This window comes from Maribacter taeanensis (assembly GCF_047345145.1).
GTDB lineage: Bacteria > Bacteroidota > Bacteroidia > Flavobacteriales > Flavobacteriaceae > Maribacter_C.
Genome location: NZ_JBLFER010000001.1, coordinates 1138120 through 1153040, shown reverse-complemented (window position 1 = coordinate 1153040; position 14921 = coordinate 1138120). Strand labels below are relative to the sequence as shown.

10 protein-coding genes are annotated in these 14921 nt (G+C 34.8%); 4 read left to right on the top strand and 6 right to left on the bottom strand.

The window, feature by feature from the left end; all coding sequences use genetic code 11:
- Positions 1-613: 613 nt before the first annotated feature.
- From ACKWCD_RS05095 to ACKWCD_RS05070, 6 genes are all read right to left on the bottom strand, one after another.
- Positions 614-1717: a GDP-L-fucose synthase family protein gene (locus tag ACKWCD_RS05095; protein WP_413982849.1), complete on the bottom strand. Its 1104-nt coding sequence runs from the start codon at positions 1715-1717 to the stop codon at positions 614-616.
- Between the two features lie 6 nt (positions 1718-1723).
- Positions 1724-2839, bottom strand: coding sequence for a GDP-mannose 4,6-dehydratase (gmd, locus tag ACKWCD_RS05090; protein ID WP_413982848.1), 1116 nt, complete (start codon positions 2837-2839; stop codon positions 1724-1726).
- A gap of 300 nt (positions 2840-3139) precedes the next feature.
- On the bottom strand, positions 3140-4420 hold the full coding sequence (locus tag ACKWCD_RS05085) for a nucleotide sugar dehydrogenase (protein WP_413982847.1): 1281 nt from the start codon (positions 4418-4420) through the stop codon (positions 3140-3142).
- A gap of 68 nt (positions 4421-4488) precedes the next feature.
- On the bottom strand, positions 4489-5490 hold the full coding sequence (locus tag ACKWCD_RS05080; protein WP_413982846.1) for an SDR family oxidoreductase: 1002 nt from the start codon (positions 5488-5490) through the stop codon (positions 4489-4491).
- A 226-nt stretch (positions 5491-5716) separates the two neighbouring features.
- Positions 5717-6748, bottom strand: coding sequence for an NAD-dependent epimerase (locus ACKWCD_RS05075; protein WP_413982845.1), 1032 nt, complete (start codon positions 6746-6748; stop codon positions 5717-5719).
- Positions 6745-8139 carry a nucleotide sugar dehydrogenase gene (locus tag ACKWCD_RS05070; RefSeq protein WP_413982844.1) on the bottom strand — a complete coding sequence of 465 codons (1395 nt, stop codon included), beginning with the start codon at positions 8137-8139 and terminating at the stop codon, positions 6745-6747. The genes ACKWCD_RS05075 and ACKWCD_RS05070 overlap by 4 nt, the downstream gene beginning before the upstream one ends.
- A gap of 377 nt (positions 8140-8516) precedes the next feature.
- Here ACKWCD_RS05070 and ACKWCD_RS05065 point away from each other — a divergent pair, with 377 nt between their 5' ends.
- Genes ACKWCD_RS05065 through ACKWCD_RS05050 form a run of 4 tightly spaced genes read left to right on the top strand, consistent with a single transcriptional unit; the run spans position 8517 to position 14767 of the window.
- The gene (locus ACKWCD_RS05065) at positions 8517-9608 is read left to right on the top strand and encodes an aminotransferase class I/II-fold pyridoxal phosphate-dependent enzyme (protein ID WP_413983010.1); all 1092 of its coding nucleotides are present in this window, start codon (positions 8517-8519) and stop codon (positions 9606-9608) included.
- Positions 9605-11548 carry a polysaccharide biosynthesis protein gene (locus ACKWCD_RS05060; protein WP_413982843.1) on the top strand — a complete coding sequence of 648 codons (1944 nt, stop codon included), beginning with the start codon at positions 9605-9607 and terminating at the stop codon, positions 11546-11548. The genes ACKWCD_RS05065 and ACKWCD_RS05060 overlap by 4 nt, the downstream gene beginning before the upstream one ends.
- A gap of 37 nt (positions 11549-11585) precedes the next feature.
- Positions 11586-12365: a polysaccharide biosynthesis/export family protein gene (locus ACKWCD_RS05055; RefSeq protein WP_413982842.1), complete on the top strand. Its 780-nt coding sequence runs from the start codon at positions 11586-11588 to the stop codon at positions 12363-12365.
- A gap of 23 nt (positions 12366-12388) precedes the next feature.
- A complete protein-coding gene (locus tag ACKWCD_RS05050; protein WP_413982841.1) occupies positions 12389-14767 on the top strand; it encodes a GumC family protein in 2379 nt (792 codons plus the stop codon).
- The last annotated feature ends 154 nt before the right edge of the window (positions 14768-14921 follow it).

Below are 14921 nucleotides of genomic sequence, written 5' to 3'. Positions count from 1 at the left end.
GTTTATCGATGAAGGGGCTTTTTCTATCGATGAATTGCATTATTATTTTAGTACTCAGGTAGTTTTACGCATCATAGTTATAGTTTAGACGTTTAATAACATATTTTTTCGACGAAATGCACTTTTCATTAACAATTGGCAAAAAACTGAGCCAGAATGCAGGCTATTTTGATGCAATTCTCTCTATAACAACTTGTGGAATACGAAAATGTTGTGAACTGCGCATTTTTATAGATGAACTGCATGATTTTCGTCATAAAATCGTTAAAATGCAGTTTTTGTAGGTAAATGACCCGAAAATATTCATTCCGCCCAAAACCTTACTTTAAAGTAGTGTGAAAGTGTTGTGAACTGTTCATTAGTAGACATGAACCGTATGATTATTATCATAAAAGCGTCAAAGAGCAATTTTGTAAGTAATTGACATATAACACTTATCGCGTGAAGTATTCATCCACTAGGAATGCAATTGCAGACTTTATAACAACAGCTTAACTTTTAATCATCAAAATTTTAATTAGGGAATTAAAAAGATGATTTAGTCTTATTTTGAAAGATCTAGAGTGGTGATTCGGGTGATACGAACTTCGATTAAAGTAATGCGAAAAGACTTTTAGTTCTCTAAAGTTTTAGAAAAAGTATCTAGATACCATTGGTATTGTCTCTCAATACCATTAATCAAATCGACTTTATGTTTCCACCCCAATTTCTGAAGTTTTGTTACATCGGTCAACTTTTTGAGAGTGCCGTCGGGTTTATTGGTGTTGAACTTGAAGTCACCATTAAATTTTATTTTGCCTTTAATTAACTTAGCTAAGTCTGCAATTGATATGTCAGAACCAGTACCTATATTTATATGTGTATTTCGTATTTCAGCAGAATTTTGATACGTATCTGGAAAATCTCTATTTTCCATTAAAAATACACTGGCGTCAGCCATATCTTGAGACCATAAAAATTCTCGCATTGGTTTACCGCTTCCCCATATTTCTACTGATACTTTATTTTCATGAGTGAAAATACCGTATTTATTCAAAATTTCAAGAATGGTTTCTTTTTCCGAATCACCCGTAACTCCTTCAATAGGTAAATGGTCGAGGTCTTGTTTTATTAATTCCCAATTGTTGTCTTCCAAGGCTTTACCTAAATGAATTTTTCGTATCAGCGCAGGTAATACATGTGATTTTTCTAAATCAAAATTGTCATTTGGACCGTAAAGATTGGTTGGCATTATTGATATAAAATTGGTGCCATATTGTAGGTTATAACTTTCACATAGTTTAATGCCAGCTATCTTAGCGATAGCATAAGGTTCATTAGTATATTCAAGGGTATCAGTCAAGAGGTAATCCTCTTTCATGGGCTGAGGACAATTTTTCGGATAGATACAGGTACTTCCTAAGAAAAGAAGTTTTTTTACTTTATTCAAATAAGATTGATGAATGACGTTATTTTGAATCATCAAATTTTCGTAGATAAAATCCGCACGATAGGTATTATTTGCAACAATACCCCCAACCTTCGCAGCTGCCAAAATTACATACTCGGGTTTCTCTGTAAAGAAAAAGTCACGAACCGCCAGTGTATCGGTAAGATCGAGTTCGGAGTGCGTTCTGGTTACAATGTTGCTATACCCCTTGCTTGAAAGGTTTTTTAAAATTGCACTTCCAACCAAACCACGGTGACCAGCTACATAAATTTTAGATGCTTTATCCATGTGCGACTACTCGAAATAATTTAGAATGCGATATCCGCCATCTTTTAAATACTGATCTTTTTGCATTAACATTAAATCACTTTGAACCATATCTTTGATAAGATCTTTAAGCTCGTATTCTAATTTCCAACCTAATTTTTCCTTTGCTTTAGTCGGGTCGCCGATTAAAAGTTCTACTTCTGTCGGCCTGAAATATTTGGGGTCAACAGCTAATACTTGTTTTCCAATTTCAATTTGATATTTGGGATTTGAACATGACTTTACAAATGCCTTTTCATCAACTCCTTCTCCTTTAAACTCTAGTTCAATACCAGCCTCTTGAAAGCTCATACGTACAAATTCTCTAACAGGAGTAGTAGTTCCGGTAGCAATTACCCAGTCTTCAGGCTCATCGGCTTGAAGAATCATCCACATCATTCTGACATAATCTTTGGCATGCCCCCAGTCTCTTTGGGCGTCAAGATTTCCGAGGTAAACCTTGTCTTGTAAGCCCAAGGCAATTCTAGCAGTAGCTCTTGTGATTTTTCGAGTAACAAAAGTTTCACCTCGAATTGGAGACTCATGGTTGAATAAAATTCCATTACAGGCATACATGTTATAGGCCTCACGATAGTTAACTGTAATCCAATAAGCATACATTTTTGCTACTGCATAAGGGCTTCTTGGGTAAAATGGAGTAGTTTCTGATTGCGGTACTTCTTGAACTTTTCCATAAAGCTCTGAGGTAGAGGCTTGATAAATACGCGTCTTTTTTTCTAAGCCTAAAAGGCGCACTGCATCTAGAATTCTTAATGTTCCAATTCCATCAGCGTTTGCCGTATATTCAGGAATTTCGAAAGATACATGAACGTGGCTCATCGCCGCTAAATTGTAAATTTCATCGGGCTGAATTTCTTTAATCAAACGAATTAAATTTGTACTATCAGTCATGTCACCATAGTGCAAAATAAAATTTCGATTTTCAATATGTGGGTCTTGGTAAAGATGATCAATGCGATCTGTATTGAAAAGAGAAGATCTTCTTTTCAAACCGTGAACTTCATATCCTTTTTTTAGTAAGAACTCACTTAGGTAAGCGCCATCTTGACCAGTAACTCCGGTAATTAATGCAATTTTTTTCATTCAAATTCGAATTGTTTGACCTTGATTTAATTCGGTTCAAAGATGGTCAATAATGATCAAAAATTAACAAAAAAGGCAAAGAAAACCCGTTTATATCGACTAAAGTACAATTTGTACCTCAATATTTATTTTACAGCCAAGATATTTCTAGGAGGCATTGAACTAAAAAGGCATAATACGAGTAAAATAAATTGATAAATAGCCAAATTATTACAAATTAATGACGCACTCCTATCTCAGAATGCCTTGCAATCTTAAGATAAAAGGTATGAAGAGTTTGTAATGAAAAAACTATTGAGTTTATAGTCTACCTTCCACTTTACATTCTAGAATTCCTTTTACATCATAAAGAATTCCATTGGGTTTTAGCATACCTCGAATATCAATATCAAGAAACTCTTTGTGCGAAACGGCAAGAACAACGGCATCAAAAGTTCCACTTGGTGGAGTTTTAATAGTTTCTAGTTGATATTCATGCATAACTTCACTAGGCTCTGCCCAAGGGTCAAATACAGTTACATTAGCACCGTAACTTTTTAGGTTATTTATAACATCTACTGCTTTAGTATTTCTTACATCAGGACAATTCTCTTTGAAAGTAACTCCGAGTACAAGAATATCAGCTCCTTTGACCTTAATATCCTCTTGAACCATTAATTTGATAACTTCTGCTGAAACATATTTCCCCATACCATCATTCATACGTCTACCTGCAAGAATAATTTCAGGATGGTAACCATATTCTTGCGCTTTTTGCGCTAAGTAATACGGGTCTACTCCAATACAATGACCGCCAACTAAACCTGGTTTAAAAGGAAGAAAATTCCATTTTGTTCCCGCAGCTTCAAGCACTTCATTGGTATCTACTCCCATTAGGTTAAAGATTTTTGCAAGTTCATTGACAAAAGCGATATTGATATCTCGCTGTGAATTTTCAATAACTTTTGCAGCCTCTGCTACCTTAATACTGGGCGCTAAATGGGTTCCAGCTTTTATTACTGAGGCATACAGCTGATCTACTTTTTTTCCTATTTCAGGGGTTGAACCGGCAGTAACCTTCAAGATTTTTTCAACGGTATGTTCTTTATCCCCTGGATTTATTCTTTCAGGAGAATATCCCACAAAGAAATCAATATTAAACTTTAAACCACTTACTTTTTCCAAAACTGGCACACATTCTTCTTCAGTTACACCCGGATAAACTGTGGATTCGTAAATTACGATGTCGCCTTTCTTTAAAACTTTGCCTACAGTTTCACTTGACTTGTAAAGTGGAGTAAGATCTGGTCTATTCGTACTATCAACAGGAGTCGGTACGGTAACTATAAAGTAATTGCAATCTTTCAAAGAGTCTAGGTTATTTGTACAAAATAACCCCACCTCAGAAGAAGCTTCCTTTTTTGTGACCTCTAATAGGAGCTCTCTACTAACTTCCATCGTGCTATCTGTGCCCTTTTGTAATTCTGAAATACGATCTGGGTTAATATCAAATCCGACAACAGGATATTTAGTAGCAAATAAACGAGCAAGAGGTAAACCAACATAGCCTAAACCAATTACAGCAATTTTAGAATTGTTCATTTAATGAAATTATATGTTTTAATTTATGTAATATTTGGAGCAAATTTACTTAAAAACTTTCTTGAAAATTATCGTTCCAAGTTCTCCCAATACCATTTTATAGCTTCTTTTAAGCCAGTTTTCATATCAAATTTTGGATTGTAATCAAGAAGGTTCTTAGCTTTGTCAATTGACGCTAATGAGTGCGGGACATCGCCTGCACGTTCACTACCATATTTGACATCAATAGTGCCGATTTTTGAATCAAATTCGCTCAGATATTGTTTTACCAATACAACAAGTTCATTTAAGGTGGTACGTTCTCCATAGGCAACGTTGTAAACATTATTTCCAGCTTTAGGATTAGTAGCCGTTATTGCTCTTACATTCGCTTCTATTACGTTATCGATATATGTAAAATCACGTGAATAACTTCCATCGCCATTGATGATTGGAGATTCATGATTCATAAATGCCAAAACGAATTTTGGTATTACAGCTGCATAGGCTCCATTTGGATCTTGATGCCGACCGAATACGTTGAAATATCTAAGACCTATTGTATCCATCTCATATGTTTTTCCAAAAACATCTGCATAAAGTTCGTTGACATATTTTGTGATAGCATATGGAGAAAGAGGTTTACCAATTTTATCCTCAACCTTAGGTAAGGCCTTTGAATCACCATACGTAGATGAACTTGCGGCATAGACAAAACGTTTTATTCCAGCATCTCTGGTAGCAATTAACATATTTAAAAATCCAGAAACATTTACTGCGTTGCTAGTGATAGGGTCGTTTATTGATCTTGGAACGGAACCTAGGGCGGCTTGATGCAACACATAATCAATATCTTTACAAGCGTCGTGACAAGTATTCAAATCTCGAATATCACCCTCGATAAAATTGAAATTAGCATGTTCAAGTATCGGCTTGATATTTTTCATTTGACCCGTAGCCAAATTATCTAAAGCTATTACTTTATTTCCATTCTCGAGAAGTGCTTTACAAAGGTTTGACCCAATAAAACCAGCCCCACCTGTGACAAGTATATTGTTTTTAGTGTCTAAATGTAAGTTTTTTATTGACATGGTTTTAGTTAAGTTTTTGTTTCGATTTTACTCTTGAAACGGCTTTTTTCTTCTTATGATAATCAAAGGGAATTTAAAACAATTCAACTTTTCTATGGATAACTCAAAAATGCGAGTCATATTGTTTTGAAAACCTCTTTTAGAAAAGCGATCTATCTTCTGTTTTATTTTTTTATGTAAGACTTACAACAACCTAGGTTTCAAAAGGCGAAAGCTGAGAAGATGATTATTTAATTTTATAAAAGTCTTGATACCAATTTATGTAGTTTTTAACCCCTAATTCAATAGACGTTTTGGGTTTATACTCGTAATCATTGACAAAAGATTCAATATCAGCCCATGTTTTTTCAACATCACCCGGTTGAATGTCCATCATCAACTTTTTTGCACTAGTTTTCAGGTTTAACTCAATTTGTTCTATGAAGTACAATAATTTTACAGAGCTATTATTACCAATATTGTAGAGCTTATAGAATTCGTTTGATTCTTTTCTTTGGGTTAAATCTTGTTTCAAAACCCTAAAAATACCTTCAGTTATGTCAGTAATATACGTGAAGTCCCTTTCCATATTACCGTGATTAAATACTTTAATGGCCTTGTTTTTTGAAATGGCATCTGTGAATAAAAACGGTGCCATATCAGGCCTACCCCATGGACCATAAACTGTGAAAAACCGCAGACCTGTAGTAGGAATCTTAAAGAGGTGGCTATAGGTATGCGCCATCAATTCATTACTCTTTTTTGTAGCTGCATAAAGGCTTATAGGGTGATCAACGTTATCTTCGACAGAAAAAGGAATTTTCTTGTTGTTTCCGTAAACACTAGAGCTACTAGCATAGACCAAATGTTTGATGCTATTATGTCGACAACATTCCAAGATATTAAGAAAGCCCACGACATTACTATCAACATAAATATTGGGTTCTTCTAGACTGTATCGAACTCCCGCTTGGGCAGCTAAATTGCAAACTAAATCAAATTTTGCAGAGGCAAACAATTTTGGTAACTCCTCACGGTCTTCCAGATTCATTCTAATGAAAGAGAATTTAGAACCGTGTTTATTTCCTCGAGTTTCGAGGTGAAACTTTTCTGCATCTTTCTTATTGATGCCTAATTGCTCAAGTCTACCGTATTTTAGATTTACGTCATAATAATCATTGATATTATCAAGACCTACAACTGTGAAATTATGCTGAAGCAGAATTTCACATACATGGTAACCAACAAAACCAGCTGCTCCGGTTACCAGTATCTTCATGATTGACCTATTTTATAGTAATCAAAGCCAATGGCCTCCATAATTTCTTTCTCTAAAAGTCGTCTTCCATCAAATATAAAGGCGGGTTTCAACATATTTTCATAAATCGATTTCCAGTCATATGCTTTGAATTCATCCCATTCAGTAAGAATTGCTATCGCATGAGCCTTTTTTGAAGCTTCCATTGGGTCATTTACAACCTTAAGCAAACGTCTGTTTTCTTCAGGAGATCTGGTTCCTAAATAATCAAGATCGGCATAAACTTGTGCCTCAGGCACTTTAGGATCGTAAACAACAATTTCTGCTTTTTCATCTAACAAGGCATCCGCCACATAGATAGCAGCAGACTCTCTTGTATCATTGGTATCTTTTTTAAAAGCCCAACCGTAAAAAACTATTTTCTTGCCTGAAACAGTATTATACAAAGTTGTGACAATATTTTCTGCGAAACGTCTTTTCTGATAGTCATTCATTATAATGACCTGTTCCCAATAATCAGCAACTTCTTGTAAGCCGTAACTTTGGGCTATGTATACTAAATTGAGTATGTCTTTTTGAAAGCAAGAGCCTCCAAAACCTACCGAAGAATTTAGAAATTTTGATCCGATTCGACTATCATACCCAATTGCTCTAGAAACTTCTGCGACATTTGCATCTGTCTTTTCACATAATGCGGATATGGAGTTAATTGAAGAAACCCGTTGAGCTAAAAATGCATTTGCTACAAGTTTCGACAACTCAGAAGACCATACATTCGTTTGAAGAATTCTATCTTTCGGAAGCCAATTTTCGTAAATGCTGCTTAGTGCGTCTTTAGCAGCTTGACCCTTAGGAGTTTCTGCTCCTCCAATAAGAACTCTATCTGCATTTAGCAAATCATCGACAGCTGTTCCTTCGGCCAAAAACTCTGGGTTTGATAGTATTTCAAAGTCGACACCATTTCCAGTATTGTCAAGAATACTTTTTATAGCTTGCGCCGTTCGAACTGGTAAAGTTGATTTTTCAACTACAATTTTATTTGTTTTGGCCACCTTAGCAATATTTCTTGCGCAAAGCTCTATATTTTTTAAATCAGCTGCTTGCCCTTTTCCTTTTCCATAGGTCTTGGTTGGGGTATTTACCGAAATAAAAATCATTTCAGCCTCGTCAATTGCGGTGTCTATTTCAGTGGAAAAGAAAAGATTCTTGCCTCTTGTTTTTGCAACCAATTCTTTTAGACCAGGCTCATAAACCGGTAATTTATCTAGATCGGAGTGATTCCAAAGGTCAATTCGCTCCTTACTTAAGTCGACTACTGTAACTTGTATTTCAGGGCATTGACTTGCAATGACCGACATCGTGGGGCCTCCAACATAACCGGCTCCAATACAGCATATTTTTTTTATTTTCATTTAAAAATCGTTTGTTTTATTCCTAGGTTAGAGATAAATCAAAAATTACTTCATGAATAATCTTAAAGTAGATTTTGAGTTAACTCACAATTTGGGTTTGCTTTTAGCGTTGCAAAGATTACAAAATAACTCTACAATAGAATAAATATTGTCGATAAAAGGGCCTAATTTCCTGTTTGATGCGTATATTCATTAAAATCTGTTATTCTTATCTTTTAAAGATTGATACAAATTTTCTTTTAACCGATAAATAGCAAGTCTTAAACGAATTTCGGACATCTTATTGGAAACTATGATTATTTTTGATTCCTGAATGAACTTAACTAAATAATTTTAAAGTGGAGACACAAACAAAGATTTGGCTTTCCTCCCCCCATATGGGAAGCAATGAACAAACTTATGTCGATGAAGCGTTTAAAACCAACTGGATTGCACCTCTTGGTCCAAACGTAAATCTTTTCGAAGACGCTATTCAGAATTACATAAACAATGACGTGCATGTGGCTGCCCTGAGCGCTGGAACGGCTGCGATTCATTTGGCACTAGAAATACTCGGTGTTTCACATGGTGATGAAGTTTTATGTCAAAGCCTTACTTTTTCTGCTTCTGCAAATCCAATAAAATACTTGGGTGCTGATCCGATCTTTGTTGATAGTGAAAGAGATACTTGGAATATTTCTCCTGAATTGTTAGAAAAAGCCATAAAAGATAGAATTGCGAAAGGAAAAAAACCTAAAGCAATTGTGGCAGTCCATCTTTATGGAATGCCCTACAAGGTAAGTGAAGTACAAGCTGTGGCAGATAAATACGGTATTCCTGTTATTGAGGATAGTGCTGAAGCTTTAGGAAGTACTTATAATGGTCTGAAATGTGGAAGTTTTGGTGAAATAGGAATTTTATCCTTTAATGGAAATAAGATAATTACAACTTCTGGCGGAGGTGCTTTAGTTACCAAAAATGAAGACCACAAGAAAAAAGCAGTTTTTTTAGCGACGCAAGCAAGAGATGAAGCTCCGCATTATCAGCATTCTCATGTTGGCTATAATTACCGTATGAGTAATGTTCTAGCTGGAATTGGAAGAGGCCAGATAGAAGTGTTAGATGATAGAGTGGCTGCGCGAAGATCTAATTTTGAATTTTACAAAGCTAGCTTAGGTCATCTAGAGGAAATTGAATTTTTGTCTGAACCTAACGGATACTTCTCAAATCGTTGGCTTTCATGTATTTTAACAACTTCATACGAAATGAGGGAAAGAATTCGTTATGCTCTTTTAGAGGATGATATTGAATCGCGTCCATTATGGAAACCGATGCACATGCAACCTATTTTTAAGACTTCCCCCAATTACTCAGATGGCACGTCTGAAGATTTATTTGACCGAGGCCTTTGTTTGCCTAGTGGGTCAAATCTAGAAAAGCGTGACTTAGAGAGAATAGTTGCTTTAATAATTAAAGAACTTACTAAATGATAAAGAATTACCTTGTAAGTAACGCCCACAGATATGCTTCAAAGTGGTTGGTACTAGCAATTGATGTTTTATTAATATCGATTTGCTTCGTACTATCTTACATAATCCGCTTTAATTTAACCTTTGATTTTGATAGTGATAAGTTGTTTCTTCAACTTCCGGTTGTTGCCATAATTGCAATATTATCCTTTTTGTTTACCGAATCTTATAAAGGTGTTGTAAGACATACAGGTGTGCGCGATGTATACAAGATTTTTAATGCCATTTGCTTATCGAGTATACTTACCATTTTTCTGGTAATTATAAATAGACAGTTTGTCTTTATGGATGATTTTACAATTCCCTTGGGAATTATAATTATTCACAGTTTATTAGCTTTTATTGCACTTATCGCTTCCCGCTATATTTTTAAAACCGCATTTTTTAATCTTGTCAAGAAGTTTAAAGTAACTAAAAATGTGCTCATTTATGGAGCTGGAGAATCAGGTATTCTGACTTATAACGCTATTACAAATCAAACTAGTAGTAACGCTAGAGTGGTTGCATATTTGGATGATGATCCTAAAAAGGTTGGAAAAATTATTAATGGTGTGATGGTATTGGGTAAAGATGTTCTATCAGAATATTTTATTAGCTCAAAAGATATTTCAGAAATAATAGTTTCTATCAATAATGTTGATGGCCAAAAACTTAGCCAACTGGTTGAGAGTCTTGTAGAGTATCCAGTACAAGTAAAAATTGTTCCACCTGTAGAGAGTTGGATCAATGGAGAGCTTAAAGTCTCGCAGATTAAACAAGTTCAAATTGAGGATCTTTTAGATAGATCTCCTATCGATATTAAAAAATCAAAGGTTTCTGAACAACTAAAGAATCAGGTGATCTTGGTAACTGGAGGAGCAGGTTCTATTGGAAGTGAAATTGTCAGACAAATAGCCAATTATGATTACAAGTCCTTGGTCATCGTTGATCAAGCCGAGTCAGCATTATATGATTTGCAGCAAGAATTAAAACAAAATGGCTTTCATAATTTTGTGCCAATAGTTGGAGATATTCGAGATAAAAATCGAATGAATACCTATTTTCAAGAGCATAAACCAACTATGGTATTTCATGCTGCCGCTTATAAACATGTTCCCTTAATGGAATACAATTATTATGAAGCTATAAAAATCAATGTGGCTGGCACAAAAACTATAGTTGATTTGGCAATGAATCATAATGTGGGCAAATTTGTATTTGTTTCTACTGATAAGGCAGTTAATCCCACCAACGTAATGGGAGCCACAAAGCGTATTGCTGAAATGTACATAAGTAGTGTGCAGCAAGAGAATAAAACCAAGTTTATAACCACAAGATTTGGAAACGTTTTAGGATCTAACGGATCAGTTATACCTCTGTTTAGAAAGCAGATAGAAAAAGGAGGACCTCTAACCGTAACCCACAAGGATATCACAAGATTTTTTATGACGATTCCTGAAGCGTCTCAATTGGTTTTAGAAGCGGCCGTAATGGGTGAAGGTGGTGAGATATTTATTTTCGATATGGGCAAATCAGTTAAGATTTTTGACCTAGCAAAGAACATGATTAAACTATCTGGTCTCAAATATCCAGAAGACATTGATATTAAGATTACAGGACTTCGCCCGGGAGAAAAGTTATATGAAGAACTCCTTGCGAATGGAGAGAATACATTGCCTACGTATCACAAGAAAATATTGATAGGTAAGGTCAAGGAATTGGATTATGCCCTCGTGAAATCTAAGATAGATGAGCTTTGCGTTTCAAATATGTTTTTTAATGGAAATACCATGGCACTAATGAAAGAGATAGTACCTGAATATGTCTCTAATAATTCAGAATTTTGTAAGTTGGATTCCCCAAAAGATGAAAAGTCAACCTTGCCGATAAGAGAAGAAGAAAAGAAAATTTTCCAAAAATAATTTTACTAATATTGCACAAAAACAACACTATAGTATTATGATTAAAATTAATAGACGTTTTGGAATGATATCTTCTTTTCTGATTTTATCAATTCTTATTTTATCTTCTTGTGCCTCTAAAAAGGATGTAGTTTATTTTCAAAATACAGGAAGTTTCGAAACCTTAGTTGATAAGAACAGTTTTACTCCTAAATTCAAAGTTGATGATTTAATCAACATACATATATCTACTTTAAATAGTGAGGCGAGTGTGCCTTTTAATTTATTTAGAGGTGCCTCTGAAGGTGGTATTGTTGCAGAGCAGGTAGATTATTTAATAGACAAGGAGGGTGAAATCGATTTTCCGGTTATCGGAAAGATTAAAGTTTCTGGTTTATCTTCAGAAGAGCTTAGAGTCTTATTAAGAGAAAAATTAGCAGACTATTTAAAAGACCCGATTATAAATATAAGATTGCAAAATTTTACCATAACAGTTCTTGGAGAAGTCCGTAAACCGGGTACATATCCTGTAAATGGAGAAAGAATTAGTATTTTGGAAGCCTTGGGTCTAGCAGGTGATTTAACCGTAAAAGGTGTTCGAGACAATATTTTGGTAGTTCGCGATTTCGATGGTACAAAAGTATCTCAGAGAATTAATCTTACGCAAAAGGAGGCTTTAAGTTCTCCTGTGTATTATTTAACGCAGAATGATGTGGTTTATGTAGAACCCAACCAATCAGCAATTTCGGCATCAAGCTTGGATAATCGTGCTACAATAGCCATTTCAATTGCTTCTGTACTTATTACTTCATCCGTTTTATTACTTACCAGAAATTAGTGGTTTAAGAAATCAAAGTTTATATGAGTCCTGAAAATCAAATATTAAAGGGTGATAGTATAGAGCTAAAAGAGGTTATTTCTGGCTATACAAAACATTGGAAATGGTTTGTTATTTCAGGAATTATAGCCTTGCTTTTGGCTTCAGTGTACATAAGGTACACTACTCCTCAGTATGCTGCTGCTGCGAAAATTCAAATTCTTGAGGATGAAAATGCCAGTTCTGGCCTTGCGGCATTCTCAGATTTGGATGTATTGGGTGGAGGAAAAAATAAAGTGATTGATGAAATTGAACTCATAGGATCAAGGTCTAATTTTATTGATGTAGTTAAAGAGCTGAAATTGAATACCAGAATTTCTGTTCTTGGCAATGTCATCAGTACTGAAGTATACAAAGACCCGCCAATAAACTTGAGTTTTATAGCAGAAGACTCAACCATAAACAATGCCTATTTTGATTTTTATATAACCCTATCTTCGTCGACTACATTTGGATATAGCGAAGAAGAGGATAAACCTGTTAAGGTATTTTCTTTTGGTAAGAATATTTCTTCAGAAGTGGGAGATATTGTTATTACTCCTAACATAGAAAGTTTTGAAAAGTACAAAGACAAGAAGATAAAAGTATCTATGCGACCAGTTGAGAGTGTTGCTTTGGGATATAAAAAGAAAATGAGTATTGTCAATAGTGATGATAAATCGAACATTGTTGACATAAGCTTAGAAGATCCAATAAGAGAAAAGGCCATAAATATTGTAAACTCTCTCATAAGAGTTTATAATGAAAATGCAATTGAGGATAAGCAAATTATAGCTGATAGGACTTCAAAGTTCATAAACGATAGAATTACTGATATTTCTGGTAGTTTGTCTTCAGTAGATCAAAATGCCGAAGATTTTAAAACGGATCAAAGAGTTACTGATATACCAGTTGAAACCAATATAAATTTGAGTGCAAGTGTTGCTACTCAACAAGAGTTGGCTGCTGCTCAGAACGAGCTGACTATTGCTGCTCAGATGAGTAGCATCATTGAAGGGCAAAGAGGTAAATATGAAGTGTTACCGGCCAATATAGGTGGTCCTGCAATAGCAAGTACAACTGCGCAGTATAATCAATTGGTATCTGAAAGAAGACGTCTCTTGGAGAGTTCTAACGAAAAAAACCCAATAATTGTAAACTTAGATCAACAGTTAGATAACTTGAAACAGAGTTTGTCTTCAAGTTTAAAAGGAACGGTTAGTAGCTTGAGTACAACGGTTAATTCTCTTAGTGGTCAACGTGCGCGTTTTAATTCTAGAATATATTCCTCTCCAAAAAACGAGAGAGCTCTTAGAGATATAACTAGAAAACAGCAAACCACAGAGGAACTTTATCTTTATCTTCTTACGAAAAGGGAGGAATCGCAAATTGCAGTTGCCTCACAGGCGCCTAAATCAAAAACTATTGATAGCGGGTATAGTGTTAGCCCTTTTCCCGTATCACCGAAAAAGAAAATTGTATATCTAGCTTCATTAATTTTAGGACTGTTAGTGCCCTTTTCAATTATCTATAGTAAGGACTTACTAGATAATAAAGTACACAATATGAACAGCCTAGAGAAGATCACTACCGACACTCCAGTGCTGGGTGAAATTCCAAAATTATCAAGTAAAGAAGACAAACTTGTAATAAAAGAAGATCGCTCCGTTTTGGCTGAATCTTTACGAATAATTCGTACAAACTTAGATTATTTAATAAAAACAAAAAGATCAAAGGAGGGCAAGAATAATATGATTTTTGTAACTTCAAGTGTGCCAGGTGAGGGTAAAACTTTTTTGTCTACGAACCTTTCGATGATTCTTGCAAGTACTAATAAGAAAGTACTTTTAATTGGTGCTGATATTAGAAATCCTAAAATTTACACATTCTTTACTGGGAGTAATGTCGATAAAATGTCCAAGCCAAGTAGAAATAAAGATGCTGGTTTAACAGAATATTTATATGACAATACTTTGAATTCCAAAGATATTATCAACCCTATGTTGGTGCACCACAATACAATTGATGTCATTTATTCTGGAAGAATACCTCCGAACCCTGCAGAATTATTGATGAGCGATCGAATCAAAGATCTTTTTGATGAAGTTTCAGAAAAGTATGATTACGTTATTGTAGATACTGCTCCTTTAATGGTAGTTACAGATACTCTGTTAATTAGTTCTCATGCAGATCATTTGATTTATGTTACAAGAGCCGGTGTGACCGAAAACAAGGCTGTAGGATATCCGCTAAAGCTTCAAGAAGAAGGTAAGATCAAGGGGCTTTGCTTTGTTGTTAATGATGTAAAGAGCTCAGAATTGGGTTATGGTGGTAAATATGGCTATGGCTATGGTAAGTCACAGAAAAAATGGTGGAAGTTTTGACTTCAATTTTTAAAAAATTAGATAAAAAAGCCTTGAAATTATTTCAAGGCTTTTTTTGTAGTTGGTTAATTTCCTAGAATTGATAAAATCGTCTTGATTTGAATACTTCAAGTATTTGTTTACCAATCAATTGATTTCCGAGATTCCTTATAAT

Coding starts and splice junctions, on each gene's coding strand:
- ACKWCD_RS05095 (WP_413982849.1), bottom strand. CDS start 1,717: ATGGATAAAGCATCTAAAATTTATGTAGCTGGTCACCGTGGTTTGGTT.
- gmd (WP_413982848.1), bottom strand. CDS start 2,839: ATGAAAAAAATTGCATTAATTACCGGAGTTACTGGTCAAGATGGCGCT.
- ACKWCD_RS05085 (WP_413982847.1), bottom strand. CDS start 4,420: ATGAACAATTCTAAAATTGCTGTAATTGGTTTAGGCTATGTTGGTTTA.
- ACKWCD_RS05080 (WP_413982846.1), bottom strand. CDS start 5,490: ATGTCAATAAAAAACTTACATTTAGACACTAAAAACAATATACTTGTC.
- ACKWCD_RS05075 (WP_413982845.1), bottom strand. CDS start 6,748: ATGAAGATACTGGTAACCGGAGCAGCTGGTTTTGTTGGTTACCATGTA.
- ACKWCD_RS05070 (WP_413982844.1), bottom strand. CDS start 8,139: ATGAAAATAAAAAAAATATGCTGTATTGGAGCCGGTTATGTTGGAGGC.
- ACKWCD_RS05065 (WP_413983010.1), top strand. CDS start 8,517: ATGGGAAGCAATGAACAAACTTATGTCGATGAAGCGTTTAAAACCAAC.
- ACKWCD_RS05060 (WP_413982843.1), top strand. CDS start 9,605: ATGATAAAGAATTACCTTGTAAGTAACGCCCACAGATATGCTTCAAAG.
- ACKWCD_RS05055 (WP_413982842.1), top strand. CDS start 11,586: ATGATTAAAATTAATAGACGTTTTGGAATGATATCTTCTTTTCTGATT.
- ACKWCD_RS05050 (WP_413982841.1), top strand. CDS start 12,389: ATGAGTCCTGAAAATCAAATATTAAAGGGTGATAGTATAGAGCTAAAA.